Origin of the sequence: Mesorhizobium sp. M7A.F.Ca.CA.004.04.2.1 (assembly GCF_004022825.1) — a bacterium.
In the GTDB taxonomy this organism is placed as follows: domain Bacteria; phylum Pseudomonadota; class Alphaproteobacteria; order Rhizobiales; family Rhizobiaceae; genus Mesorhizobium.
This window is the reverse complement of the sequence record NZ_RZPH01001444.1, coordinates 1-1,081: the sequence shown is the minus strand read 5'-3', so window position 1 is coordinate 1,081 and position 1,081 is coordinate 1. Positions and strand designations below refer to the sequence as shown.

Annotated in this window: 2 protein-coding genes; one reads left to right on the top strand and one right to left on the bottom strand. The window is 66.3% G+C overall.

Annotated features, from left to right (window positions below):
* Complete coding sequence (locus EN893_RS35255; protein WP_128362228.1) at nt 1-393, top strand: acyl-CoA thioesterase; 393 nt, start codon at nt 1-3, stop codon at nt 391-393.
* Nucleotides 394-407: 14 nt separating this feature from the next.
* On the opposite strand, the gene EN893_RS35250 is transcribed toward EN893_RS35255, so the two are convergent.
* A partial coding sequence (locus EN893_RS35250) for an autotransporter domain-containing protein (RefSeq protein WP_128362227.1) occupies nt 408-1,081 on the bottom strand: 674 nt, incomplete at its 5' end.

The following is a 1,081-nucleotide window of genomic DNA, read 5'->3' as shown; positions in this document are numbered from 1 at the left end:
GTGCACTACGCTGAAGGACGGCCGCTTGGCGATCTGACGCTGCGCACCCTGGCCATGCCTTCGGACGCCAATGCGGCCGGCGACATTTTCGGCGGCTGGGTGATGGCGCAGATGGACCTGGCCTGCGGTATCCGTGCGGCCGAGCGCGCCAAGGGCCGCGTGGTGACGGCGGCGGTGAAAGAGATGTCGTTCGCCAAGCCGATGAAGATCGGCGACACGCTGTGCATCTACACCCATGTCGAGCGCGTCGGCCGCACCTCGATGACGCTCAAGGTCGAAGCCTGGGCGCAGCGCTACCTCTCCGACCTGATGGAAAAGGTCACCCATGCCGATTTCGTCATGGTGGCGCTGGATGGCGAAGGCAAGCCGAAAGCGGTTCCCGCCGAAGGCTGACGAAAGCCGAAAAATCAGAACCGCACTTGCATCGTGGCGCGGACGCCCTGATCGGCCGCCTTCTTCCCGAACTGGCCGGAGTAGCTGATCCCCAGCGTGGTTCTGTCGGCGATCCGGAAATCGAGCCCGGCCCCGACGATGGCTGTATCCCTAGCGATCGGCACGCCGGCAATGGTGAACAGGTCGCCGCCGGCGAAGGCCATGTCCGCGGTCGGCGTGGTGTCGCCGAAGGCATGACGCCAGCCGAGCGTACCCTGCGCGGTTGCCTGCACCCCGCCGAGGTCGAAGCCGGCCGAGGCACGCAAGCCGAGCGTGGTGAAGGTGGTCTCGGTGGTCGAGGCGGCGGAGGTGAGCGCCGCGGCGCCACCCTGTTCCGTGAAGCCGTCGGTGTGAAGGTTGACATAGGCGAGACTGGCGAAGGGCTCGAAGGCAGCCATGCGCGTCTCGACGCGATAGCCGGCCTCGCCGAAGACCTGCGCGGTTCCGGCATCGTATTTAGCCGTCAGCGCATCGGCGAAGCCTGGAACGACGACGTTGCGGCTGGTGTCGATCCGGTTCCAGCTGTAGGCGACGCCGCCGCGCAGGCCCAGGCCGTCCCACTGTCCACCGCCATAAAGGCCGATGTGATAGGTGTCGCTGGAGCCGGAAGAGGCACGATCGTCGACGTCGAAACTGGTGTGGCTGTAGC